The organism is Vibrio sp. 2433-A1, from assembly GCF_056726085.1.
Genome location: NZ_JBRESC010000001.1, coordinates 209453 through 235430, shown reverse-complemented (window position 1 = coordinate 235430; position 25978 = coordinate 209453). Strand labels below are relative to the sequence as shown.

General features: G+C 44.9%; 22 protein-coding genes. 20 read left to right on the top strand and 2 right to left on the bottom strand.

Annotated features, from left to right (window positions below):
* Nucleotides 1-48: 48 nt before the first annotated feature.
* From ACU01J_RS01000 to ACU01J_RS00970, 7 genes are all read left to right on the top strand, one after another.
* Nucleotides 49-1296, top strand: a complete 1248-nt coding sequence (locus ACU01J_RS01000; RefSeq protein ID WP_481084033.1) for an ABC transporter substrate-binding protein — start codon at nucleotides 49-51, stop codon at nucleotides 1294-1296.
* A gap of 114 nt (nucleotides 1297-1410) precedes the next feature.
* Complete coding sequence (locus tag ACU01J_RS00995) at nucleotides 1411-2334, top strand: carbohydrate ABC transporter permease (protein ID WP_481084032.1); 924 nt, start codon at nucleotides 1411-1413, stop codon at nucleotides 2332-2334.
* On the top strand, nucleotides 2331-3188 hold the full coding sequence (locus ACU01J_RS00990; RefSeq protein WP_481084031.1) for a carbohydrate ABC transporter permease: 858 nt from the start codon (nucleotides 2331-2333) through the stop codon (nucleotides 3186-3188). The genes ACU01J_RS00995 and ACU01J_RS00990 overlap by 4 nt, the downstream gene beginning before the upstream one ends.
* A gap of 5 nt (nucleotides 3189-3193) precedes the next feature.
* Nucleotides 3194-4309 (top strand): ABC transporter ATP-binding protein, encoded by a 1116-nt coding sequence (locus ACU01J_RS00985; RefSeq protein ID WP_481084030.1) that lies wholly within the window; start codon nucleotides 3194-3196, stop codon nucleotides 4307-4309.
* 425 nt (nucleotides 4310-4734) lie between these two features.
* Entirely contained in the window at nucleotides 4735-5730 is a 996-nt protein-coding gene (locus tag ACU01J_RS00980) for a TRAP transporter substrate-binding protein (RefSeq protein ID WP_481084029.1), read from the top strand.
* Between the two features lie 97 nt (nucleotides 5731-5827).
* Nucleotides 5828-6514, top strand: a complete 687-nt coding sequence (locus ACU01J_RS00975) for a TRAP transporter small permease (protein WP_481084028.1) — start codon at nucleotides 5828-5830, stop codon at nucleotides 6512-6514.
* Nucleotides 6515-6517: 3 nt separating this feature from the next.
* Complete coding sequence (locus tag ACU01J_RS00970) at nucleotides 6518-7879, top strand: TRAP transporter large permease (RefSeq protein ID WP_481084027.1); 1362 nt, start codon at nucleotides 6518-6520, stop codon at nucleotides 7877-7879.
* Nucleotides 7880-8041: 162 nt separating this feature from the next.
* Here ACU01J_RS00970 and ACU01J_RS00965 read toward each other — a convergent pair whose 3' ends face one another.
* Both ACU01J_RS00965 and ACU01J_RS00960 read right to left on the bottom strand, forming a co-directional pair.
* Nucleotides 8042-9385 carry a sigma-54-dependent transcriptional regulator gene (locus tag ACU01J_RS00965; protein WP_481084026.1) on the bottom strand — a complete coding sequence of 448 codons (1344 nt, stop codon included), beginning with the start codon at nucleotides 9383-9385 and terminating at the stop codon, nucleotides 8042-8044.
* A 16-nt stretch (nucleotides 9386-9401) separates the two neighbouring features.
* On the bottom strand, nucleotides 9402-11183 hold the full coding sequence (locus ACU01J_RS00960) for a sensor histidine kinase (protein ID WP_481084025.1): 1782 nt from the start codon (nucleotides 11181-11183) through the stop codon (nucleotides 9402-9404).
* A gap of 506 nt (nucleotides 11184-11689) precedes the next feature.
* On the opposite strand from ACU01J_RS00960, the gene tig reads away from it, so the two are divergent.
* From tig to pyrF, 13 genes are all read left to right on the top strand, one after another.
* Nucleotides 11690-12994: a trigger factor gene (gene tig / locus ACU01J_RS00955; protein WP_481084024.1), complete on the top strand. Its 1305-nt coding sequence runs from the start codon at nucleotides 11690-11692 to the stop codon at nucleotides 12992-12994.
* Between the two features lie 105 nt (nucleotides 12995-13099).
* A complete protein-coding gene (gene clpP, locus ACU01J_RS00950; RefSeq protein ID WP_053438318.1) occupies nucleotides 13100-13726 on the top strand; it encodes an ATP-dependent Clp endopeptidase proteolytic subunit ClpP in 627 nt (208 codons plus the stop codon).
* A 65-nt stretch (nucleotides 13727-13791) separates the two neighbouring features.
* Nucleotides 13792-15075: an ATP-dependent protease ATP-binding subunit ClpX gene (gene clpX / locus ACU01J_RS00945; RefSeq protein ID WP_171758793.1), complete on the top strand. Its 1284-nt coding sequence runs from the start codon at nucleotides 13792-13794 to the stop codon at nucleotides 15073-15075.
* 129 nt (nucleotides 15076-15204) lie between these two features.
* On the top strand, nucleotides 15205-17556 hold the full coding sequence (gene lon, locus ACU01J_RS00940) for an endopeptidase La (protein ID WP_481084023.1): 2352 nt from the start codon (nucleotides 15205-15207) through the stop codon (nucleotides 17554-17556).
* A 173-nt stretch (nucleotides 17557-17729) separates the two neighbouring features.
* The gene (locus ACU01J_RS00935; protein WP_216612032.1) at nucleotides 17730-18023 is read left to right on the top strand and encodes an HU family DNA-binding protein; all 294 of its coding nucleotides are present in this window, start codon (nucleotides 17730-17732) and stop codon (nucleotides 18021-18023) included.
* Nucleotides 18024-18199: 176 nt separating this feature from the next.
* Nucleotides 18200-20059, top strand: coding sequence for a peptidylprolyl isomerase (gene ppiD, locus ACU01J_RS00930; RefSeq protein ID WP_481084022.1), 1860 nt, complete (start codon nucleotides 18200-18202; stop codon nucleotides 20057-20059).
* A gap of 135 nt (nucleotides 20060-20194) precedes the next feature.
* Nucleotides 20195-20488 (top strand): ComEA family DNA-binding protein, encoded by a 294-nt coding sequence (locus tag ACU01J_RS00925; protein WP_481084021.1) that lies wholly within the window; start codon nucleotides 20195-20197, stop codon nucleotides 20486-20488.
* A gap of 141 nt (nucleotides 20489-20629) precedes the next feature.
* Nucleotides 20630-21310, top strand: a complete 681-nt coding sequence (gene cmk / locus ACU01J_RS00920) for a (d)CMP kinase (protein ID WP_481084020.1) — start codon at nucleotides 20630-20632, stop codon at nucleotides 21308-21310.
* 103 nt (nucleotides 21311-21413) lie between these two features.
* Nucleotides 21414-23084 (top strand): 30S ribosomal protein S1, encoded by a 1671-nt coding sequence (rpsA, locus tag ACU01J_RS00915; protein ID WP_481084019.1) that lies wholly within the window; start codon nucleotides 21414-21416, stop codon nucleotides 23082-23084.
* Between the two features lie 211 nt (nucleotides 23085-23295).
* Nucleotides 23296-23577: an integration host factor subunit beta gene (gene ihfB / locus ACU01J_RS00910; protein WP_053438311.1), complete on the top strand. Its 282-nt coding sequence runs from the start codon at nucleotides 23296-23298 to the stop codon at nucleotides 23575-23577.
* 138 nt (nucleotides 23578-23715) lie between these two features.
* Complete coding sequence (locus ACU01J_RS00905; RefSeq protein ID WP_481084018.1) at nucleotides 23716-23994, top strand: LapA family protein; 279 nt, start codon at nucleotides 23716-23718, stop codon at nucleotides 23992-23994.
* 29 nt (nucleotides 23995-24023) lie between these two features.
* Nucleotides 24024-25193 (top strand): lipopolysaccharide assembly protein LapB, encoded by a 1170-nt coding sequence (gene lapB / locus ACU01J_RS00900; protein ID WP_481084017.1) that lies wholly within the window; start codon nucleotides 24024-24026, stop codon nucleotides 25191-25193.
* 89 nt (nucleotides 25194-25282) lie between these two features.
* Entirely contained in the window at nucleotides 25283-25978 is a 696-nt protein-coding gene (gene pyrF / locus ACU01J_RS00895; protein ID WP_481084016.1) for an orotidine-5'-phosphate decarboxylase, read from the top strand.

The window sequence follows — 25978 nt, the reverse complement described above, 5'->3', positions numbered from 1 at the left end:
CATTGAGCTGTTGGCCTGAATGTCTAATCCAATCCATGGAAGATAATAATGAAACTTAATAAAATCCTACTTACCTTATCCCTCCTTTCTGCTGTGAATGTTGCAGGTGCTGGCGAAGTTGAAGTACTTCACTGGTGGACTGCAGGCGGCGAAGCGAAATCAGCAGCCGTGCTCAAAGATATGCTTGAGCAGCAAAACCATACTTGGAAAGATTTTGCTGTTGCTGGTGGCGGCGGTGAGTCAGCGATGACGGTACTGAAAACTCGCGCTGTATCAGGTAACCCACCGTCTGCAGCTCAAATCAAAGGGCATGATATTCAGGAGTGGGGTGGTTTAGGCTTCTTAACGTCTCTTGAAAGTACAGCTAAACAAGAAAAGTGGGATGAAATCCTACCTTCAGTCGTCACTAAAGTGATGAAGTTTAATGGTGAGTATGTAGCGGTTCCTGTTAACGTACACCGAGTGAACTGGATTTGGGCTAACCCAGAAGTACTTAAAAAAGCGGGTGTAGAACTTCCAACCACACTGGATGAGTTCTTTGTTGCAGCTGAAAAGATTAAGGCTGCGGGCTATGTGCCTTTGGCTCACGGTGGCCAGCCATGGCAAGACGCGACCGTGTTTGAAGCTGTCGCACTCGATGTGCTAGGCAGTGAAGATTACAACAAAGCCTTTGTTGACCTAGATATGAGCGTATTATCTGGCGACAAGATGGTTGAAGTGTTCACCAAGTTTCAAAAAATTCGTGATTACATTGATGCAAACTCACCAGGTCGTGACTGGAACGTCGCAACATCTATGGTGATTAACGGTGAAGCCGCAATGCAAATCATGGGCGACTGGGCGAAAGGTGAGTTTACTGCAGCGGGCAAGGTTCCAGGTAAAGATTACATCTGTGCACCAGCGCCGGGTACAGCTGGCCAGTTTACCTTCAATATCGACAGCTTTGCTTTCTTTGAGCTAAGCGACAAAGACAATCAAAAAGCGCAGCAAGATCTGGCGCGCACCATCCTAACCAAAGACTTCCAAGAAGTATTCAACCTAAACAAGGGTTCTATCCCAGTGCGTTTGGATATGGACATGGCGAAGTTTGACCAATGTGCTCTAGATTCAATGGCAACCTTTAAAGCGAGTGCGAAGTCGGGTGATCTTGTACCAAGTATGGCGCACGGTCTATCAACGACAAGCTACGCTCAGGGAGCTATCTACGACGTTGTAACCAACTTCTTTAATGATGCTGATGCCGATCCTCAGCAAGCTGCACAGAAACTCGCGAAAGCGGTTAAAGCCGCGATCTAAATCTTCGTTGATATCAAACACCCCCAAAGGGCGTTCAGGCTTGTGGGAAGCCGGTTCGCCCTTTCCTTTACCCAAATAGGAATTTGATTTGGGTTGATGACGTAAGGATTCGTTATGGAGCATGCTGTAAATCGGTACGAGAAGAAGTCGACAGCGAAGCCAAATTTGGCCGATAGACTTCAGCACTGGCTACCGAAAATCGTTCTTGCCCCGACCGTGTTAGTAACTGTGGTGTGTATCTACGGCTACATTTTTTGGACGGCGGCACTTTCAATGACCAACTCCCGTTTTCTACCAAGTTTCAACTTTGCTGGCTTTGTTCAATATGAAAAGTTGATGGAGAACGACCGTTGGGTCACTTCAATTACCAATTTAGGCATCTTCGGTTTGCTGTTTATGTTGGTCGCAATCGGCCTTGGCGTCGGCCTAGCTATCTTGCTTGACCAAAATATCCGCCAAGAAGGGGCAATTCGTACTATTTATCTTTATCCAATGGCGTTGTCATTCATCGTGACGGGTACCGCTTGGAAATGGATTTTAAACCCGGGTTTAGGCATCGAAAAGTTGATGCAAGACTGGGGCTTTACCGACTTTAAATTTAACTGGTTAGTTGATTCCGATATGGCGGTGTACACACTGGTTATTGCGGCGGTGTGGCAATCGTCAGGATTTGTGATGGCGATGTTCTTAGCCGGCTTGCGTGGTATTGATGCCTCTATTATCAAAGCGGCGCAAATCGATGGCGCAAATCTGCCAACCATTTACTGGCGCATCATTATGCCGTGTCTAAGACCGGTGTTTTTCAGCGCAGTGATCATTACGTCACATATCGCAATTAAGAGTTTTGACCTGGTGACTGCTATGACAGCTGGTGGACCGGGTTATTCATCTGACTTACCCGCACTGTTTATGTATGCGCACTCGTTCACTCGTGGTCAAATTGGTCTTGGCGCTGCCAGTGCAATGATGATGCTAGCGGGTATCTTAGCGATTCTGGTGCCGTATCTTTATTCTGAACTTAGGGAGAAGAAGTCATGATGCAGAGTATCAATTTCTCTCGGCTGATTATTTACTCGGCATTGCTGTTTTTCTGTCTTGTTTACCTAATGCCACTGTTTGTGATGGTGATTACCTCGTTTAAAACCTTGCCTGATATTAAAGCGGGTAACTTGATGAGTTTGCCGACTGAGTGGGTATTTGATGCTTGGTTTAAGGCTTGGGACAGTGCTTGTACTGGCGTGAAGTGTGAAGGTGTTAAGGGCTATTTTTGGAATTCATTCCAGATGGTGATTCCAGCAGTGGCTATTTCCACTCTATTGGGTGCATTTAATGGTTACGTTGTGACCAAATGGCAATTCCGTGGCTCTAACTTATTTTTCAGCTTATTACTGTTTGGCTGCTTTATTCCATTCCAAGTTGTTCTTCTACCAATGGCCACTGTGTTGGGCAAATTAGGTCTCGCGAATACTACAACGGGCCTGGTGATTGTGCACGTAATCTATGGCATGGCATTTACTACGCTGTTTTTCCGTAACTTCTACATCAGCATTCCTGATGAGCTGGTTAAGGCAGCCAAGCTTGATGGCGCTGGGTTCTTTACCATTTTCTTCAAGATTCTTCTGCCGATATCGACACCCATCATTATGGTCACGGTGATCTGGCAGTTCACGGCAATTTGGAATGACTTCTTATTTGGCGTGGTCTACTCCGGTTCAGAAACTCAGCCGATAACGGTGGCACTGAATAACTTAGTCAATACCAGTACCGGGGTTAAAGAGTACAACGTCGACATGGCGGCGGCGATCATTGCAGCACTGCCTACCTTAGTGGTTTACGTCTTAGCAGGAAAATACTTTGTTCGCGGCTTAACAGCTGGATCGGTAAAAGGATAATTATCATGGCAACACTAGAACTTAAACAAATCCGTAAGACCTATCCAAAAGCGGAGCAGGAAACCTTAAAAGGGATCGACATTGATATCGACTCAGGGGAGTTCCTAATCTTGGTTGGGCCGTCAGGGTGTGGTAAATCGACCCTGATGAATACCATCGCAGGGCTTGAGAACATCAGCTCGGGTGAAATCGTGATTGATGGTAACGATGTATCGAATGTCGAACCGAAAGATCGTGATATCGCAATGGTGTTCCAATCTTACGCGCTTTACCCAAATATGACCGTACGCGGCAATATCGAATTTGGTCTCAAGATTCGTAAGATGCCTAAACAAGAAATCGATGCAGAAGTTAACCGTGTGGCTGAGATGCTGCAAATTGACCACCTTCTGGACCGTAAGCCTTCGCAACTGTCGGGTGGTCAGCGTCAACGTGTGGCAATGGGGCGTGCGCTTGCTCGTCGACCTAAGTTGTACCTATTTGATGAGCCACTTTCAAACCTTGATGCGAAACTGCGTGTCGAGATGCGTCATCAAATTAAGCGCTTACATCAGCAGCTTAACACCACCATAGTTTACGTAACGCATGACCAAATTGAGGCAATGACGCTCGCTGATCGAATTGCCGTGATGAAAGATGGTGAGTTGCAACAACTGGGTACGCCACAAGAGATCTACAACAAGCCGAATAATATGTTTGTTGCCGGCTTTATGGGCTCACCGTCGATGAACTTTATCAAAACCATGGTCGACCTTGATGCGCAAGAAAAGCCAGTGATTAAAGTGAAGGGAAGCAATGGTCAAGAGCACCATATTAACTTACCAGCCTCAATGCGCGAGCAAGATGGCAAGGAAGTCGTGATTGGTTTGCGTCCTGAGCACATTACTGACAGCGAAAACCCGGACTCAGGTGCTACCACTCAGTTAGACTTAACCTTGGAAGTACTTGAGCCAACCGGGCCAGATACGATTGCGATGATTAAAGTCAACGAACAGGAAGTTGCGTGTCGTTTATCGCCAGAATTTGATGTTACAGCCGGTCAAGTTGCGCCACTTCATTTCGATCTTTCGAAAGCGGTGTTTTTTGATGCGGCTACTGAGCAGCGCATTGAATTTAACTAATGAGTGAATTTATTGATACGTTTGTTAGTAATTGTGAATGAAGTCTACTAGTCTTAGAGTCATAGCATGAAGTAACCATCATGCGTTGTGAGTGGAGGTGGGCAGTCATGTCTCCTTATTGCTCACCTCATCTCTAGTAACGAAAATGGCAGCTTGTATAGCTGCCATTTGTTTTTATAAGTTCGCCGTAGACGGCACTACTTTCTAATTTGGTATAAATTCACCCGTATTGGTCAATTCAATGGGTGGAAATCCCCCCATTTATTTTGAATAAATTTGAACTAGCAACACTCTTCAATATTTACATTGTCTAAGTTATTGAAATTTAATAAGTTAAAATTCTTCTGTAAGTTGGCTTAGTTATTGCCCTTAGTTATGTATCAACACCCATTGATGGGGTTGTTCATTTAACAAGGAGAATAATAATGTTTAAGCCATTGACCCTACTATCTGCTTCGATTCTTGCTGTCACGAGCTTTAACGCTGCCGCTAACTGTGATCCAGGTGAAACGGTAATTAAATTCAGCCACGTAACGAACACAGATAAACACCCAAAAGGTATTGCGGCTTCATTACTTGAACAGCGTGTAAACGATGAAATGGACGGAAAAATGTGTATGCAGGTTTTCCCTAACTCGACGCTTTATGATGACAACAAAGTGCTGGAAGCACTGCTTAACGGTGACGTGCAACTTGCTGCCCCTTCTCTATCAAAGTTTGAAAAGTTCACGAAGAAATACCGTATCTTTGATCTACCATTCCTATTTGAAGATGTTGAAGCGGTTGACCGTTTCCAAAACTCAGAGTCAGGCGAGAAGCTAAAAAATGCAATGCGTCGTCGCGGTCTACAAGGTCTTGCGTTTTGGCACAATGGTATGAAACAAATGTCGGCGAACAAGCCACTTATCTCTCCTGAAGATGCGAAAGGTCTTAAGTTCCGTGTTCAAGCGTCAGACGTACTGGTTGCTCAGTTTGAACAGTTAGGCGCAAACCCGCAGAAAATGTCGTTTAAAGAAGTGTACGGCGGTCTACAGACTAAAGTTATCGATGGTCAGGAAAATACTTGGTCAAACATTTATGGTAAGAAGTTCTTTGAAGTTCAAGACGGCATCACAGAAACCAATCACGGTATCCTTGATTACCTAGTTGTGACATCGAAAGACTTTTGGAAAGGTCTACCTGATGATCAACGTAACCAGTTAAACACCATCATCCAAGAAGTGACGGCAACACGTAATGCTGAGTCTTCTCGTGTGAATCTAGCGAACAAGAACAACATCATTGAAGCGGGTGGCGAAGTACGTTCGTTGACACCAGAACAGCGTCAGCAATGGGTCACTGCACTTCAACCTGTGTGGAAGCAGTTTGAAAAAGATATCGGTTCGGACTTAATCGAAGCCGCATTAGCATCAAATAAATAATAACAATAATCCCCCAACTATTGGCCCTCTTAATACCCTGCTTCAGGGTATATCGGGAAGAGGGCCTTTCTTTACCCGCGATAAAGTGAAGTAGCTTATGGAACAGTCAATTTTTGCCAGAATTGGGAAGGTGACAGACGCAGTAGAGGAAACTCTCATCGCGTTCTTTTTAGGAGCAATGACCTTGCTCACTTTTGCCAACGTAATATTTCGTTATGTATTTAACGACAACATCTTATGGGCGTTAGAGCTCACCGTATTTATGTTTGCCTGGATGGTACTGGTCGGTGCCTCTTATGGTGTGAAAAAGCATTTCCATATCGGTGTTGATGTTGTTATCAACCTTGCCCCGGAACAACTCCGCAAGGTGTATGCAGTGATTGCTGCAGCTTGCTGTTTAGCATTCTCAATTTTGCTGTTGATTGGTTCTTGGAACTACTGGTACCCGTTTGCCACCGAGCGCGCTTGGTATGAAACTGACGACATCCCAATGCCGGAAATGCTGCAGTTTTTAGCAGATTGGTTGAATGAAGGTGAGCGCTACGAAAAGCTGCCGCGCTTTATCCCTTATATGGCTCTACCGATTGGTATGGCGTTGCTGACTTTCCGTTTTGCCCAAGCAACATGGCAAATTCTTACTGGTAAGTTGGACCGCTTAATTGCAGGCCATGAAGCAGAAGAAGAGCTAGAGGCGTTAAAAGAAGAGTTAAAAGACGCCGGTGAGGCTATGGAGCCGAAAAATATCGGTAATGCCGACAGCAACGATAAGAGCAAGGAGCGCTAAACCATGGAAATCCTATTTTTATTTGTCATGGTGATTGGCTTTATGTTGTTCGGTGTTCCGATCGCCATATCACTTGGTCTATCAAGTATTATTTTCCTAATGATTCACTCGGATGCTTCACTAGCATCAGTGGCGCAAACTCTATTTAACGCCTTTGCAGGGCACTACACCTTATTGGCGATACCGTTCTTTATCTTAGCATCGAGCTTTATGTCGACCGGTGGGGTAGCGAAGCGAATTATCCGTTTCGCGATTGCTATGGTGGGTTGGTTCCGTGGTGGTCTCGCAATGGCGTCAGTTGTGGCGTGTATGATGTTCGCTGCGCTGTCAGGGTCATCTCCGGCGACCGTTGTTGCCATCGGTAGTATCGTTATCGCTGGCATGATCAAAAACGGCTACTCAAAAGACTTTGCGGCGGGCGTGATTTGTAACGCGGGTACACTGGGTATCTTGATCCCACCCTCGATTGTGATGGTGGTGTACGCTGCGGCGACCGATGTATCGGTAGGTCGTATGTTCTTAGGGGGCGTTATCCCAGGCTTGCTTGCTGGTGTGATGCTGATGATTGCTATCTACATTGCAGCACGAGTGAAGAACTTACCTAAGCAGCCGTTTGTTGGCTGGGGTGAAATGTTTGCCGCAGCCAAAGATGCCAGCTGGGGCCTGCTACTGGTGGTGATCATCTTAGGTGGTATCTACGGTGGTATCTTCACACCGACGGAAGCAGCGGCAGTAGCGGCGGTTTACTCATTCTTGATCGCCAACTTTATTTATAAAGATATGGGCCCATTTGCTGACAAAGAGAATAAGAAACCGGCCTTGGTGAAGATCGTTCAAGCCTTCGTACATAAAGATACTAAGCACACCCTGTATGAAGCGGGTAAGCTGACTATCATGCTGCTGTTCATTATTGCCAACGCGCTTATCTTGAAGCACGTGCTAACTGAAGAGCGTATTCCTCAGATGATTACTGAGTCGATGCTTTCTGCCGGTTTGGGCCCAATTACCTTCTTGATTGTGGTCAACGTACTACTGCTAATTGGTGGTCAGTTCATGGAGCCATCTGGCCTATTAATCATCGTTGCGCCGCTGGTATTTCCAATTGCGATTGCACTGGGGATTGACCCAATTCACCTTGGCATCATGATGGTGGTGAACATGGAGATCGGTATGATTACGCCACCAGTCGGGCTCAACTTGTTTGTTACCGCCGGGGTGGCGAAGATGTCGATGATGCAGGTGGTCAAAGCAGCCCTTCCGTGGGTTGGGGTAATGTTCCTCTTCCTCATCATCGTGACATACGTACCTTGGGTATCAACGTGGTTACCAACGACGTTAATGGGACCTGAGATAATTACCAAGTAACGCAAACCCAAGACAGAAAAGCCCCGGATAGACAGCTATCCGGGGCTTTTATTTTACGGAGATACTATTTGAACAGTAAGAGCTAATAACTTAACTCTGAATCATCAGTTCCTTTTGATGAAACCAATATAGAGCGCTCAACATGAATAAAAAGTGAATAGGTTATTCACCTTTATAGTTGCTTTTATCTAGGCCATATTTCTGCATCTTGTCATATAAGGTTTTACGCGCGAGTTGTAGGTGTTCCATCGTCGCTTTGATGCTGCCATCGCATTGGTTAAGTGCTTGCTCAATGATGCTTTTCTCAAATTCAGCCACTTGTTGGGCAAGGCTGGTTTCTTTGCTGCTGAGGTTATCACTCTCACCGAACTGAGAAAGATGGCCAAGCAGGACGAAGCGCTCCGCGGCGTTACGCAATTCGCGAACATTACCCGGCCAATCATGAGCCATGAGCTGATGAATTTGCTGTGCCTCAATGGCGGGAGCAGATTTACCGTAGCGAGAAGCCGCAACCAGTAAGAAGTGGTGAAACAGTGTCGCGATATCTTCTTTACGCTGCCTAAGGGGAGGTAACTCTAAGGTCACTATGTTGAGTCGATAGTAGAGGTCTTCACGAAAGCTGCCTTCAGCTGCGGCTTGTTTTAAATCGACCTTAGTCGCAGCAATGACGCGGATATCGATTGGTATCAGAGAGTTGGAGCCAACACGTTCTATCATGCGTTCTTGCAGCACGCGCAGTAAGCGAATTTGTGCTTGCATTGGCATGGACTCGATTTCATCCAAGAATAGGGTGCCGCCTTGGGCGTGCTCAAGCTTGCCGACTCGAGCGTTGTCTGCGCCAGTGAATGCGCCTTTTTCGTGACCATAAAGCTCACTCTCAATCAAATTTTCTGGGACTGCGCCACAGTTAATCGCGACAAAGTTATTATCTCGGCGAGAGCTTTGTTCGTGAATTGAGCGCGCAAACAGCTCTTTACCTGTCCCTGTTTCACCAAACAGTAGGATGTCGGCATTGGTATCAGCAATGTGGATAATGGTGTCCCTAAGCGCCTGAATAGACGGTGTTTCACCGATAATACGTGGTCCGAGTGTTTGGCTCGCTTTAAGGCTGCGTTTTAGCTCTTGGTTCTCTAACGTTAATGCGCGCTTATCCAAAGCACGGCGCGTGGTATCTATCAACCGATCGATAGGGAAGGGCTTTTCGATAAAGTCGTAGGCGCCGTTTCTTAGCGCATTGACGGCCATAGATATATCACCATGACCAGTAATCAAGATAACGGGTATTTCCGCGTCCTGATGCAAAATACTTGAAAGGATGTTTTCACCAGATAGACCGGGTAAACAAATATCGGTAATCACGACTTTTGGCAGGCCATCGGTTTTTATTGCCAGTAGCGCATCTTCGGCGCTGGCAAAAAATCGTGCTGGGATTTCCTCTAGCTCGAAGCTTTGTTCAATGGCGAGGCGAATATCGCTCTCATCATCAATGAATATGACATCGTACATCGACTTTCCTTGATCGTTATTGTGTTGTCGTCGGTATCGTAAGTATGAATCGTGCCCCATCAAGTGGCGATTCGGCAACGCTTAACTCGCCTCCCATTGCTTGGGTAATCTGATGGGAGATAGATAAACCCAGACCTAAGCCGTTTTTCTTCGTGGTGTAAAAAGGCTCAAACAGTTGAGCTTTTCTATCAAACGGGATACCTGGGCCATTGTCATCGACCATGACTTCGACTTTGCCGTTGTTGTGCTGGGCAGATAGGATGATCTGTTTCGTCTGTTGGCCCTCAACTGCCTGTATTGCATTGGTCAGTAGGTTGATTAGTACTTGCTCAAGTTGGATAGGATTGATTTCAATGCAGGGTAGGTTTGATTGAATATCAAGGTTTAACTCGACCTGATTAGCCTTAAACTGTGGCGCGAGTAACTCCTTCGCGGCTAAGATAATTGGCGCAGCGTCGGCTTTAGTAATTTCGTCACTGTCGCTCTTTTTGGCGAACGAACGCAGTTGACTACTTATTTTTGCCATGCGATCGGTCAGTGCTGAAATTCGTGTTAGGTTGTCATCAACGCGATCATATTTGGATTTTTCCAAAAAACGCCGTCCGTTGTCAGCGAAGCTGCGAATGGCGGCCAACGGGTTGTTGAGTTCATGACTGATACTGGCCGACATTTGACCTAATACGGCGAGTTTAGCCGCTTGAATCAATTCATCTTGGGTTTGTCTTAACGCGTGCTCTGTTTTGGTTCGCTCAGCAACTTCCGCTTGCAGCTCTGACGTTCGCTCCATGACCAAAAACTCGAGTTTTTGCTTGGCTTCAGATTGAAGCTGCTCGAATTGTCTTTTCTTTAGGTTACGTTGGACGGTGAGTTGCAGCGATAAGTAAGCAATCACAAACAGCAGTGTCGTGATTAAAGAGAAGCTTAGTGTCGACCACAACAATGTCACTTTAGGAGTTAGCACACGTAGGGTTAAGTCGTGTTTTTTTAGCGGCCGTGACGAGACCAGGTAGGAGTTTTCGAACCCTGATGATAGTGGATTTGTTAGCTCTGAGCGAGGTATCGACAAGTCACCGGCAAAGCCAAATGAACGTATCGGCGAGTCGAGATACTGGCGACTATTTAAGATGGTCTGACGCTGAGCTTCCGATAGGGTCGTTAGGCTTTTGAACAGCCACTCTTCGTTGCTCGACATAAATATCACGTTGTAATTATCTGTTGCGACGAAAGTATTGGTTCTGTTTTGCCAGTTCGATTCAATCGCGGTGAGGTCCATTTTTATCACAATTACGCCAATGATTTCGGCGGCATAAGTGACCGGGTAAGAAAAATAGTACCCACGCTGCTTAGAGCTTGAACCGAGGGCAAAGTACTGACTAGGTTGTCCCTGAATGGCATTGGAAAAGTAAGGTCGCCAAGCATAGTTTCGACCGACAAACGAACGCTGCAAATTCCAGTTACTCGACGCGATAGTGTTACCAAATTGGTCAAGTAAATAAGCATCGGTTGATTGGATGGTGTTATTGACTTGCTCTAGGTAGCGGTTGGTGAGTTCAATTTGCGCCGAGTTGTTTGGGTTCTGCAATGCAGAAATGAGCTCAGTGTCTTTCGCGATCAATTGCGGTAAATGTGCGTACTTGTCGAGTTTACTTGAGATAAATTCAGCGAAGCGTTCTAGCTGCTCTTTGTGAGTGTCAAATTGTTCTTCTTCGCTTGCATTCCAAACCCAGCTAGCCCCAAGGGTGATGACGATAATATAGAGGATGCAAAGGGAGAACTTACTTCTTTGAAACGTCAACATTTACAACCCTGTATCACTTACTCATCCATGTATAGCGTAAAGGTTTTTGTTATGAATGTGTTTATTGGTCTTAACAAAGTGAGGTATAAAACCGGACGTAGATCGAGTTTTGATCTTTAATCGAAAAAAAATATTAGTTTCTCTTGAAAAAGCCATTAATGTCCCCATTTCTGGAAACAAAGCATGCTTTATTGGCGTTTTTTTTAGCAGTTAAGTGAGTTTTTAGGGGAATCCCGTAGCGATCGTAGGGCTGGACTCGACAGCAGTTGATCTGGTCGGTAGAATGCTGCGTCTGAATTTTTATCCTGAGGCTAATCGGAGATACCTTTTTATCGAATCAAATTCGTAAGGATATCGCTAATTAGTCCGATGATTGACTCGTCAGTTGTCGATACTCGATTTATAGAAGAGTACTCTTAGAGTACAAACAAGGATGGGTTCTATCTCTGTTGCAGAGTAGAGCACATAAGCTCAGTTATCTGAGCCAGTTTTGAGGTTAATGAATAATGCAAGTTACTGTTGAAACGCTAGAGGGCCTAGAGCGCCGTCTAAACATTACTGTTCCTGCTGCAAACATCGAAGATGCTGTAACAGCTGAACTACGCAACATCGCAAAAAACCGTCGTTTCGATGGTTTCCGTAAAGGCAAAGTGCCTCTAAAAATGGTTGCGAAGATGTACGGCAAAGCAGTACGTCAAGACGTGATGGGCGAAGTAATGCAACGTCACTTCATCGAAGCGATCGTTAAAGAAAAAATCAACCCAGCAGGCGCACCTACTTTCGCTCCAGTTGAGTCTACAGAAGGTCAAGACCTAGTATTCAACGCAACTTTCGAAGTTTACCCAGAAGTTGAACTAAAAGGCCTAGAGAACATCACTGTTGAGAAACCAACAACTGAAGTTCAAGACGCAGACGTTGAAGAGATGATCGACACGCTACGTAAACAGCAAGCAACTTGGACTGAAGTTGAAGAAGCTGCTGAAGAAGGTAAGCGTGCAACTATCGATTTCGTTGGTTCTATCGACGGTGAAGAGTTCGAAGGCGGTAAAGCTGAGAACTTCCCACTAGAGATGGGCGCTGGTCGCATGATCCCTGGTTTTGAAGACGGTATCGCAGGTAAGACTGCTGGTATGGAATTCGAAATCGACGTGACTTTCCCAGAAGATTACCACGCAGAAAACCTAAAAGGTAAAGCTGCTAAGTTCGCAATCAAAGTAAACAAAGTTGAAGCTCGTGAGCTTCCAGAACTAAACGACGAGTTCGTTTCTAAGTTCGGTGTTGCTGAAGGCGGCGTTGACGCTCTTAAAGCAGAAGTTCGTAAGAACATGCAGCGTGAACTTAAGCAAGCTATTAAGAACCGCATCAAAGAGCAAGCTATCGACGGTCTAGTTAAAGAAAACGACATCGACGTACCAGCTGCACTAATCGATCAAGAGATCGGTACTCTACGTCAGCAAGCTGCACAGCGTTTCGGTGGCAACCCAGAAGCGGCTGCGCAACTTCCACGTGAACTGTTCGAAGAGCAAGCTAAGCGTCGCGTAGTTGTAGGTCTTCTACTAGGTGAAGTAATCAAGTCTGAAGAGCTAAAAGCTGACGACGAGAAAGTGAAAGCACTTATCGAAGAAATGGCTACTGCATACGAAGATCCAACAGAAGTTGTTTCTTACTACGAGCAGAACGAGCAAATGATGAACAATATGCGCAACGTTGCTCTAGAAGAGCAAGCAATTGATGCAATCATCTCTAAAGCTCAGGTTTCTGAAAAAGAAGTTAGCTTCAACGAGCTAATGAACCAGCAACCAGCTGCTTAATAAGCAATTTATTGCTGAGAAGGTTGACTAAATGTTAACTATTCTGCTAACAATGGTCCGTATGATATGTATCATACGGGCCATTTATTTTAGGGACATAAGAATATGAGCTACCAAGAAAAAAATACAATGCCATCAATTATGGACGCGCTAGTACCAATGGTCGTTGAGCAAACTTCCCGTGGTGAACGTTCTTACGATATCTACTCTCGTTTGCTGAAAGAGCGTGTAATTTTCTTGACTGGTCAAGTGGAAGACCACATGGCAAACCTTGTCGTGGCACAGCTGCTTTTCCTAGAATCAGAAAATCCAGACAAAGATATTTTCCTATACATCAACTCGCCAGGCGGCAGCGTAACTGCAGGTATGTCTATCTACGACACAATGCAGTTCATCAAGCCTAATGTAAGTACAGTATGTATGGGTCAAGCATGCTCGATGGGTGCGTTCCTACTTGCTGGTGGTGCACCAGGCAAGCGCTATGTTCTACCTAACTCACGAGTAATGATTCACCAACCACTAGGTGGCTTCCAAGGTCAGGCATCGGACATTCAGATCCATGCTCAAGAGATTCTAACGATCAAACAAAAACTCAACACTCTACTTGCTGAGCACACAGGCCAGCCTCTAGAAGTGATTGAGCGTGATACTGATCGTGACAACTTCATGGCTGCAGATCAAGCGGTTGAATATGGTCTAGTGGACGCAGTTCTCACTCATCGCGGTGAATAACTAGCAACATTGCCATATATTGATATACACTCAAGTCATATAAGTAAAGGCTAAGAGGTTAGCGAATGACAGATAAAAGCAAAGAGAGCGGTAGTAGTAAGCTTCTTTACTGCTCTTTCTGCGGCAAAAGCCAGCATGAAGTTCGTAAGCTAATCGCTGGTCCGTCAGTCTATATTTGTGATGAATGTGTCGACCTATGTAACGACATCATTCGTGAAGAAATTAAAGATGTTCTACCGAAGAAACAGTCGGAAGCACTTCCAGTGCCAAGAGATATTCGTGAACATCTTGATGACTACGTGATTGGCCAAGATTACGCGAAGAAAGTGCTAGCAGTAGCCGTTTATAACCACTATAAGCGTTTACGTAATGGAGATACGACGAGCGAAGGTGTAGAACTTGGAAAAAGTAACATCTTGCTAATTGGTCCTACAGGTAGTGGTAAAACGCTACTGGCAGAGACATTAGCTCGTTTCCTAGATGTACCATTCACTATGGCTGACGCGACCACGCTAACAGAAGCGGGTTACGTTGGTGAAGATGTAGAAAACATCATCCAGAAACTTCTGCAGAAGTGTGATTACGACGTAGCGAAAGCTGAGCGTGGTATTGTGTACATCGATGAGATCGATAAGATTTCACGTAAAGCTGAAAACCCATCGATTACGCGTGACGTATCAGGTGAAGGTGTTCAGCAAGCGCTATTAAAACTCATTGAAGGTACGGTTGCTTCAGTACCGCCACAAGGTGGTCGTAAGCATCCTCAGCAAGAATTCCTACAAGTAGATACATCTAAGATTCTATTTATTTGTGGTGGTGCGTTTGCTGGCCTAGATAAAGTGATCGAGCAACGTGTTGCAACGGGCACTGGTATCGGTTTTGGTGCAGAAGTTCGTTCTAAAGACGAAACTAAGACAGTGGGTGAATTGTTCACTAAAGTTGAACCAGAAGATTTGGTTAAATATGGCCTTATCCCTGAGTTCATCGGTCGTCTTCCTGTAACGACAACGCTAACTGAGCTTGATGAAGACGCGCTGATTCAGATTCTATGTGAACCTAAGAATGCATTGACTAAGCAATACGCTGCTTTGTTTGAACTAGAAGATGCGGAACTAGAATTCCGTGAAGATGCCCTACGTGCAATCGCTAAGAAAGCGATGGAGCGTAAAACGGGTGCTCGTGGTCTACGTTCAATTCTTGAAGGTGTGCTGCTTGAAACCATGTATGAACTGCCATCAATGGACGACGTAAGTAAAGTCGTTATCGATGAGTCAGTGATTAAAGGTGAGTCTGATCCATTGCTGATATACAGCAACTCAGATAACCAAGCTGCAGGTGCAGAATCTTAATACGAATCACATAATTAGATATCGATAGAAAGGGAGTAATCAATTACTCCCTTTTTTTTATTCTTTCATTGAATCCAAACAATTAAGCCCCATATACTGCAGATAGGACTAAGCGGAAGAGAGAATAATATGAACTTGGAACGTTCCGAACGTATCGAGATCCCCGTACTACCTCTAAGAGATGTAGTCGTTTACCCGCACATGGTAATTCCATTGTTTGTTGGCCGAGAAAAGTCGATTGCATGTCTTGAAGCTGCGATGGATAACAACAAGCAAGTATTGTTAGTAGCGCAAAAAGAAGCCGATACTGACGAGCCAGCTCAATCGGACATGTTTGAAGTTGGTACCGTTGCGACAATCCTTCAATTACTGAAGCTACCAGATGGCACGGTTAAAGTGCTTGTTGAAGGTCAGCAGCGTGCAAAAATAAACCACTTTATTGAGAATGAATTCTTCTTTGCTGAAGCTGAGTACCTGACGACAGCTGAGCTCGATGAGCGCGAGCAAGAAGTGATTGTACGTAGTGCAATTAACCAGTTTGAAGGTTTTATCAAACTCAATAAAAAGATACCGCCAGAAGTACTCACTTCGCTAAATGGTATCGATGAAGCTGCACGTCTGGCTGATACTATTGCTGCCCATATGCCTCTTAAACTTGCTGATAAGCAAGCGGTGCTAGAACTTCTAGATGTGACTGAGCGCCTTGAGTTTCTGATGGGACAAATGGAATCTGAAATCGATCTGCTACAAGTCGAGAAGCGTATCCGCACTCGCGTGAAGAAGCAGATGGAAAAATCGCAACGCGAGTACTACCTGAATGAGCAAATGAAAGCGATTCAGAAAGAGCTGGGCGAAAGCGAAGATGGCGTTGACGAGTTCGAGACTCTAAAGCAGAAGATCGAAGAATCGAAAATGCCTCAAGAAGCGCGTGAAAAGACAGAGCAAGAGCTACAAAAACTTAAGATGATGTCACCGATGTCAGCTGAAGCAACAGTAGTTCGTGGCTACATCGACTGGATGTTAGGCGTGCCTTGGAACAAACGTTCTAAGGTGAAGAAAAACCTAGCCAAAGCTGAAGAGATTCTTAACGAAGACCACTACGGTCTAGAGCGTGTTAAAGAACGTATCCTTGAGTACTTAGCGGTTCAAAACCGAATCAATAAGCTCAAAGGTCCAATTCTATGTCTTGTTGGTCCTCCTGGTGTAGGTAAAACGTCTCTAGGTCGCTCTATTGCAGCGGCGACAGGTCGTCAATACACCCGTATGGCACTGGGCGGCGTACGAGATGAAGCGGAAATCCGTGGTCACCGTCGTACCTATATCGGTTCTATGCCGGGTAAGCTTATCCAAAAGATGTCAAAAGTTGGCGTGAAGAACCCACTTTTCCTTCTTGATGAAATCGACAAGATGTCATCGGATATGCGTGGCGATCCATCTTCAGCACTGCTAGAAGTTCTCGACCCAGAGCAGAACAATGCGTTCAACGACCATTACTTAGAAGTGGATTACGATCTTTCTGATGTCATGTTCGTTGCGACATCGAACTCTATGGATATTCCAGGTCCGCTACTAGACCGTATGGAAGTGATTCGTCTATCGGGTTACACCGAAGATGAGAAACTGAATATTGCTAAGCGTCACCTTGTTGAGAAACAAGTGAAACGCAATGGTCTTAAGCCACACGAGATTGAGATAGAAGATTCAGCCATTATCGGCATTATCCGTTACTACACGCGAGAAGCGGGTGTACGTAGCCTAGAGCGTGAAATCTCGAAGATCTGCCGTAAAGCAGTGAAGAACATCCTGCTAGACAGCGAGCTTAAGTCGGTAACGGTTAACATGGATAACCTTAAAGAGTATCTAGGTGTTCAGCGTCACGACTTTGGTAAAGCTGATGACAGCAACCGTGTAGGTCAGGTAACGGGTCTAGCTTGGACTCAAGTTGGTGGTGACTTGCTGACCATCGAAACCGAGTCTATGCCGGGTAAAGGTAAGCTGACGCAAACAGGTTCGCTTGGCGACGTAATGAAAGAGTCGATTCAAGCGGCGATGACGGTAGTGCGTTCACGCGCTGAAAAATTGGGTATCAACTCAGATTTCTATGAGAAACGTGATATCCACGTCCACGTACCTGAAGGTGCTACACCAAAAGATGGCCCAAGTGCGGGTATTGCGATGTGTACTGCACTTGTTTCTAGCCTAACAGGTAACCCGGTAAAAGCAGAAGTGGGTATGACGGGTGAAATTACCCTACGTGGTGAAGTTCTACCAATTGGTGGACTGAAAGAAAAACTACTGGCTGCACACCGTGGTGGCATCAAAACTGTTCTGATTCCAAAGGACAACGAACGTGATCTAGAAGACATTCCTGATAACGTTATCGCTGATCTGAAGGTGATTCCAGTGCAATGGATCGACGAAGTTTTGAAGGTTGCATTAGAAAATGAGCCGTCAGGTGTTGAGTTTGCTGCCGTAAAATAGTGATATGTAGCAAAAATAAGTAAAAGATTACGCTGATAAGCACAAAAAGGCTTGTCAGCGTTTTTTTTGGACGCTAACGTTAGCGACTATAGCTTCGGGCCTTGTTATACAAGGGTTTGTCGCTAATTTGAAATGAAATGGAACGTTAAGCTACCTATAAAAAAATTAGTCAGGTGGCGCAAAGGGGAATCACAGTGAATAAAACACAATTAGTAGAAAAAATCGCAGAAAACGCAGACCTATCAAAAGCTTCAGCTGGCCGTGCACTTGATGCATTCATCGAAGCTGTAGGCGATACTCTCCAATCTGGTGATCAAGTTGCTCTCGTTGGCTTTGGTACATTCAGCGTACGTACTCGTGCAGCACGCACAGGCCGTAACCCTAAGACTGGTGAAGAAATCCAAATCGCAGAAGCTAAAGTACCTGCGTTTAAAGCTGGTAAGGCTCTAAAAGATTCTTGCAACTAATCAAAAAATCGCCATTTGGGCTGATTTTTCGAACCTTTTTAAATTATGCGCATCATACTGATGCGCATTTCTTTTTCTGGTATTATCGCGCTAATCAATTTTTATTTTAATGAAGTATATCGTGCCTAGCTTTTCAATCATGTTGGCGCGATGTATAAGCGGAGAGTAGTTTAAGTATGATGGACCGATTACGCGAAGGCGTTAACAGCATCGCGGTTAAAATTATCCTGGGACTTATCATCCTATCTTTCGTATTTGCAGGTGTTGGTAGCTACATTGTTGGCGGTTCAAATAACACAGCTGCGAAAGTAGGTAATGTTGAAATTAGCCGTGGTGAGTTTGAACAGGCTTACCAAAACGAACGTAATCGTATGCAAGCTCAGCTTGGTGATTACTTTTCTAACTTGTTGGCTGACCCTAGCTACGTAGAGTCTTTCCGCAAATCTGTACTTGATCGTATGGTAAACGACTTGCTACTTGAGCAACACGCTGAAGCGTTGGGCTTACGTGTTAGCGACGCGCAAGTACGTACACTGATTCTTGAAATGCCTCAGTTCCAAGTTGACGGTAAGTTTGATCAAGAAATTTATCAAACAGCGCTTCGTCGTGCAGGCTTCAACGCAGAGAGCTTTGCCGAATACCTGCGTCGTGATTTAGTACGTAATCAGTTACTCACTGCTATTCAAGGTAGTGACTTTACACTGCCGGGTGAAATAGAAGCTCAAAGCAAGCTACTGACTCAAACTCGTAAAGTGAAGAAAGTAACCCTATCTCTAGAAGACTTTGCAGCAAAAGCGCAACTGTCTGAAGAAGAAATCAACGACTACTACAAACAAAACCCAGAGCGTTACACACGCCCTGAGCAAGTGAAAGTAGCCTACATCGAGTTATCTGCTCAGCAATTGAAAGACGGTATAGAAGTATCGGAAGAGCAAGCGAAGAAGTACTACCAAGAACACCTAGATAAGTACTCATCTGAAGAGCAGCGACGTGTAAGCCACATCCTAGTTGAAGGCGACGATCAAGCTAAAGCGCAAGCCATTCTTGATGAGCTAAATGCAGGTGCTGACTTTGCAACGCTAGCTGAAGAAAAATCTGATGACATCGGTAGTGCGTCTGAAGGCGGGTCACTAGGTTGGATTGAGCGCGATGTAATGGATCCAGCATTCGAAGACGCAGCGTTTGCTCTCACAAAAGTTGGTGAAACAACAGGCCTGGTTAAATCAGAATTCGGTTACCACATCATTAAGTTAGATGAACTTAAAGATTCAGTTGCTAAGCCATACTCAGAGGTTGCAGCAGAAATCAAGCAAGAGATTAAAGATCAGCAAGCCGTCGATCAGTTCTACGAACTACAAAGTGAACTTGAAAAAGTCGCGTTCGAATACCCTGACTCTCTAGATGATGCTGCGAAAGCAATCAATGCTAAGATTCATACTACTGACTTCATTTCTCAAGCTGATGCTCCAGAGTTATTGAAAACGCCAGCTGTATTACAAGCTATCGTTAGCCCTGAAGTAAAAGAAGACGGCCTGAACTCAGAGGTTATCGAAGTTGCACCTGAGCACGTGATTGTTGTTCGTGTTGAAGACGCACGTGATGAGATGGTTCTGCCACTAGAAGACGTTCGCGAACAAGTGATAACGACACTAGCGAAAGTGAAAGGTGAACAGAGTGCTATTGACCTCGCTGATAAACTGGTTGCTGACCTTAAAGAAGGTAAGCAAGGCCTACTAGACGAAAATGGCCTAGCATTCGGCGAAACAGAAACTGTTGACCGTAGCTCTCCACTAGCAGACGTTGTGTTCTCTATGGTGAAACCTGAAGAAGGCAAAGTAGAGTTTGCTCAAGCGAAAGACCTAAATGGTGATGTCGTAGTGGTTGAACTAACGGATGTTTCTTCAATGTATAACACTACGTATAACGAACAGATCGCTCAGCAAATGACACAAGCAAATGCTCAACAAGACCTTTCAGGCTTGATCAGCATCTTGCGTAAAACAATTGATATTGAATACTACGTTGTGACTCAATAGTCAGTCATAATGTAATTGATATATAGATTAAAACGGGCTGCAATTGCAGCCCGTTTTGTTTTTCTAGCTTAGCGTTATAGCTTGGTTGCCGGTTTGATTAATCTGTCCAGACATCTTGAGAAAAAGGAAATCGAAATGTTTAAACAGATAATACTAATTATGATGCTAATCGTGGCAACTCCAATAAGTTTAGCGGCTGACAGTAAAACCAACTCTAAATACGAAGGGATTGAAATTACGGTCAATATCAATAGTGCGGGAGCGGAGGAGCTCGCGGCACTACTGAACGGTGTTGGGCTAAAGAAAGCACAAGCGATTGTTTTGTATCGCGATGAGCACGGCAGTTTCAAAACAGCGCAGGAGTTAACCGCTGTTAAAGGGGTAGGTGAGGGTTTAGTCACTCGCAACTTAGACAGAATCAAGTTATAGACCTGTGCAAGAGCGCAATCGCGCTCTTTTTTAAATTTCCCCATTATCTTCCTAGAACCTCTACACATTTACCTCTATAATTTTACGCCAAACAAAGGTCAGTGCGTGGAGCAATGATCAGTAACTAACGCGGAGTAAAACATGTCGTCTCATACACCGGTAGTCACCGTTGATGGACCAAGTGGTGCAGGTAAGGGCACTCTTTGTATGCTGTTAGCAAACAAGCTAGGTTTTCACTTATTAGATTCAGGTGCCATCTATCGAGTATTGGCACTTGCTGCTATCCATCATGGTGTGAACATAGAGTCGGAAGACGCACTGGTTGCACTTGCTACTCACCTTGACGTGCAGTTTGTCGCGGAAGGCGACTTAGTGAAAGTGATTCTAGAAGGCGAAGATGTCTCTGGTGAGCTACGTAAAGAAGAGACGGGTATGGCGGCATCGAAAGTAGCAGCATTACCTCGCGTGCGTGAAGCATTGCTGCGTCGTCAGCGTGCCTTTGCTGAAGGTGAAGGTCTAGTTGCCGATGGCCGTGATATGGGCACGGTTGTTTTTCCTCAGGCCGAGGTGAAAATTTTCCTTGATGCTAGCGCTGAAGAGCGTGCGAATCGCCGCCTTAAACAGTTGCAAGGCAAGGGTTTAGATGTTAAATTTGACGACCTTTTGAGCGAGATCCAAGAGCGTGACGATCGAGATCGTAACCGCCCAGTGGCACCATTACGCCCTGCAGAGGATGCGCTTTTGCTTGATTCTACGTCGATGACTATCGACCAAGTGGTAGAAAAAGCACTACAATATATCAAATCTAAGCTAGTCGCCTAGGCGGCTAGGTCAGAACGTTGGTCGCAAGGATGATGACTGGCGAATTTAATAACCCCATGCGGTAGGATACCCGTGGACGTTTAATTTATTGAAGATTAAATAAATGACTGAATCTTTTGCTCAACTCTTTGAAGAGTTTCTAAACGAAACAGAATTCCAACAAGGCAGCATCGTTAAAGGTACTGTAGTAGCTATCGAGAACGGTTTCGTTCTTGTTGACGCTGGTCTTAAGTCTGAATCTGCTATCCCTGCTGAACAGTTCAAGAACGCTGCTGGCGAACTTGAAGTTGAAGTTGGTGCTGAAGTAGACGTAGCTCTAGACGCTGTTGAAGATGGTTTCGGTGAGACTCAACTTTCTCGTGAGAAAGCGAAGCGTCACGAAGCTTGGATCGTACTTGAGAAAGCTTGTGAAGAAGCTGAAACTGTTGTTGGTATCATCAACGGTAAAGTTAAAGGCGGTTTCACTGTTGAACTAAACGGTATCCGTGCTTTCCTTCCTGGTTCACTAGTAGACGTGCGTCCTATCCGCGACACTGCTCACCTAGAAAACAAAGAGCTAGAGTTCAAAGTTATCAAACTTGACCAGAAGCGTAACAACGTAGTGGTTTCTCGCCGTGCAGTTATCGAGTCTGAGAACAGCGTTGAGCGTGATGAGCTTCTAGAAACTCTACAAGAAGGCGCAGAAGTTAAAGGTATCGTTAAGAACCTTACTGACTACGGTGCATTCGTAGACCTAGGCGGCGTTGACGGCCTACTACACATCACTGACATGGCTTGGAAGCGCGTTAAGCACCCTTCTGAGATCGTTAACGTTGGTGACGAAATCCAAGTTAAAGTTCTTAAGTTCGACCGTGAGCGTACTCGCGTATCACTAGGTCTTAAGCAGCTAGGCGAAGATCCATGGGTAGCAATCGCTAAGCGTTACCCAGAAGGTCACAAACTATCTGGTCGCGTTACTAACCTAACTGACTACGGCTGTTTCGTTGAAATCGAAGAAGGCGTTGAAGGTCTTGTACACGTTTCTGAAATGGATTGGACTAACAAGAACATCCACCCATCTAAAGTTGTTAATGTTGGCGACGAAGTTGAGGTTATGGTTCTTGAAATCGACGAAGAACGTCGTCGTATCTCTCTAGGTCTGAAACAGTGTAAAGCTAACCCATGGCAATCTTTCGCTGAAGCGCAAGCTAAAGGCGACAAGGTTACTGGTAAGATCAAGTCGATCACTGACTTCGGTATCTTCATCGGTCTAGAAGGCGGCATCGACGGTCTAGTTCACCTATCTGACATTTCTTGGAATGTTACTGGTGAAGACGCTGTACGTGAGTACAAGAAAGGCGACGAGATCTCTGCAGTAGTTCTAGCAGTAGATGCTGAGCGTGAGCGTATCTCTCTAGGCGTTAAGCAAATGGAAAACGACCCATTCAATGCTTACGTTTCTGAGAAGAAGAAAGGCACTCTAGTTAACGGTACTGTTGTTGCTGTTGACGCTAAAGGTGCTACTATCGAGCTTGAAGAAGGCGTAGAAGGTTACATCCGCGCTTCTGAAGTTTCTCGCGACCGCGTAGAAGATGCTTCTCTAATCCTAAGCGCTGGTGACAGTGTTGAAGCTAAGTTCACAGGTGTAGACCGTAAGAACCGCGTAATCAACCTATCTATCAAAGCTAAAGATGAAGCTGAAGAGCAAGAAGCAATGGCTTCACTGAACAAAGCAGACGATGCTTCATTCGGTAACGCTATGGCTGACGCTTTCAAAGCAGCTAAAGGCGAATAATTAAATCGCTTTTAAGAAAAAGGAGCCGAAAGGCTCCTTTTTTATGTTTAGGTAACAACTAGTAGTAATACCAATCTCTACAAGATGTTCTGAAAAAAGCACTTTTTCATTACACACATTGTTCAATTTTTGTCTAAAATTGAAGGCAAGTGTTTGTTGGAACTGGTATTACTTACTATAATAAGTGATAAATTACTCTATGAGGGCAACTATGACTAAGTCTGAATTGATTGAAAGACTCTGTGCAGAGCAGACGCACCTTTCAGCGAAAGAGATAGAAGATGCTGTAAAAGATATTTTAGAGCATATGGCGTCAACTCTAGAAGGTGGCGATCGAATTGAGATCCGTGGTTTCGGTAGTTTCTCTTTGCACTTCCGTGAACCTAGAGTCGGTCGTAACCCAAAAACTGGTGACAAAGTGGAGTTGGAAGGTAAGTTCGTTCCTCACTTCAAACCAGGTAAAGAATTACGTGAGCGCGTAAATCTAGGGTAAACTGCGTAATCTATTGATAAAAAAGCGGCATACGGATGTATGCCGCTTTTTTATAACTCGAATTACAGAGATAACCATGGTTTGTTTCGAGCTTTTACTGCATAATCGTACGGCAGAACTAACCTTAGGTGATGGACTATGAAAATTATAAAAATCGTTCTTGTACTGGCCCTATTCTTAATTGCACTGGCATTAGGCTCTCAGAATCAAGCTCTTGTGACATTCAACTACCTTATTGCTCAAGGTGACTTTCACCTATCTACGCTTTTAGGCGTGGTGTTTGTGGTTGGTTTCAGCCTCGCTTGGTTAGTGTTTGGCGGCTTGCATCTCAAATCACAGCTTCAGATTCGTAAACTAAAGAAGCAGCTCAATAAGCTATCTCCCTCAGCTGTTGAGCCGACTCAAGACAAAGCCTAACAAGGTTTTTATTAGGTAGGCTGTTCTTGATGTTAGAAATTCTCTTCTTATTATTACCAATCGCCGCAGCATATGGCTGGTATATGGGTAATCGCAGTGCCCAACAAGATAAGCAGAAACAATCTAATCAAATATCCCGTCAATATGTGACGGGTCTTAACCTGCTTTTATCAGATCAATCTGATAAAGCGGTGGATCACTTTATTGAACTTCTTCAGGTTGATAATGAAACTATCGATACGCACTTAGCGTTAGGTAACTTGTTTCGTTCGCGTGGAGAAGTCGACCGCGCTATTCGTATTCACCAAAACCTCATTTCTCGCTCAGGTCTGACTATTGACCAAAAAAATATTGCGCTTCAGCAACTAGCAAAAGACTACATGGCGTCGGGCTTTTTGGACCGTGCTGAAAAAATCTTTGAGCAGCTTGTTGATGAACCTGATCATAGAGAGGCTGCACTTCAGCAACTTGTAGCGATTTACCAGCAAACGCGCGAGTGGAGTAAAGCAATTCACTATGCTTCGCTGCTAGTTAAAATGGGTCGCAAGCGCATGCGAACTAACATTGGGCATTTTTGGTGTGAGCTTGCAATGCAAGAGCAAGCTGAAGGCAATCACGCGCAGGCGAGACATAACTTCAAAAAAGCACTGGCTGAAGACCCTCGATGCGTTAGGGCGAGTATTGCCCTTGGTAAGCTTTATCTAGAGGATGAAGATTACAAGAGGACTATTGCTCATTTAGAAGCGGTTTTAGAACAAGATAGTGACTTCGTTAGTGAAGTTTTACCGACATTGGCTGAATGTTATCACCATCTAGGCCAAGAAGATGAGCTACTCAATTTCTTACGCCAATGTATTGTAAATAAAGTCGGTGTGTCGGCGGAGTTAATGTTGGCGCAAATGGTGGCCAAACATGATGGCCCGGGCGCAGCTCAAGAACTACTGACTCGTCAACTGGTTAAGAATCCAACTATGAAAGGTTTCTATCGTTTGATGGATTACCACTTAGCTGAAGCGGAAGAAGGTCGAGCCAAAGCAAGCTTGGATACGCTACAGAAATTAGTTGGTGAACAGCTAAAAGTGAAGCCTCATTACCGCTGTCGTAAGTGTGGTTTCTCGACACATTCAATGTATTGGCATTGTCCTTCCTGTAAAGGGTGGGGAACGATCAAGCCAATCCGCGGATTGGATGGCGAATGATTTTAAAAGATTGGGTAAATCCCATAACAAATGGCAGCGGTGGTCCCGCTGCTTTTTTTCGATTTGTTTAAAGTAAGTTAGGAGATGAAATGATCGACCAAAAAGTAATTGTCGCACTGGATTATGATAACCAAGCAGACGCACTCGCTTTTGTTGATAGAATCGACCCAAGCTCTTGCCGATTAAAAGTAGGTAAAGAGATGTTCACACTATTTGGTCCTGATTTCGTTAAAGAGCTACACAAACGAGGTTTCTCTGTGTTCCTCGACCTAAAGTTCCATGACATCCCTAATACCTGTTCTAAAGCCGTGCGTGCAGCCGCCGAGATGGGCGTATGGATGGTGAACGTTCATGCAAGTGGTGGAGAGCGTATGATGGCAGCATCACGTGAGATTCTCGAGCCTTATGGCAAAGATCGTCCACTACTTATCGGTGTAACGGTACTCACCAGCATGGAGCAGAGCGACTTGGTGGGTATTGGATTGGATATTGCCCCACAAGAGCAAGTGATTCGTCTTGCCAACCTAACTAAAAACTCAGGTCTAGATGGCGTTGTATGTTCAGCTAAAGAAGCTGCAATGCTTAAGAGTGAGCTTGGTAAAGAGTTCAAGCTTGTGACCCCGGGTATTCGCCCAGTAGGTGCGGCGGTCGGTGACCAGAAGCGAATCATGACGCCTGTTGATGCGGTTCAAGCTGGTTCAGATTACTTGGTGATTGGTCGCCCAATCACCCAATCTGCAGAACCATCTGCGGTGTTAGCAGAGATTAATGCATCACTAGCATAA